This is a genomic window from Lysinibacillus sp. RU7, assembly GCF_057837305.1.
The window spans coordinates 1-239 of the sequence record NZ_JBYQFK010000294.1; the positions used below are offsets into that span (position 1 = coordinate 1).

1 protein-coding gene is annotated in these 239 nt (G+C 43.5%); it reads right to left on the reverse strand.

Going from position 1 to position 239, the window contains the following annotated elements; genetic code table 11:
* Nucleotides 1-239: glutamine amidotransferase-related protein (locus AC3II9_RS22450; protein WP_489158986.1), on the reverse strand; the 239-nt coding region annotated here is incomplete at both ends.

Sequence of the window (239 nt, forward strand, 5' to 3'; positions counted from 1 at the left end):
GTTTCAACAATAGTTTTTACAGCTTCGATTGCATAATCACAAGCAGCTGGATCGCCAGGGCCATTTGAAAGGAATACGCCATCCGGATTAAGTGCCAATACTTTTTCAGCCGGAGTTTCTGCAGGTATAACGGTTAATTTGCAACCGCGGTCTGCAAGCATACGCAAGATGTTGGTTTTGACACCGTAATCGTATGCAACTACATGATATTTTAATTCAGGTTGAGAGAAGCCTTGGCC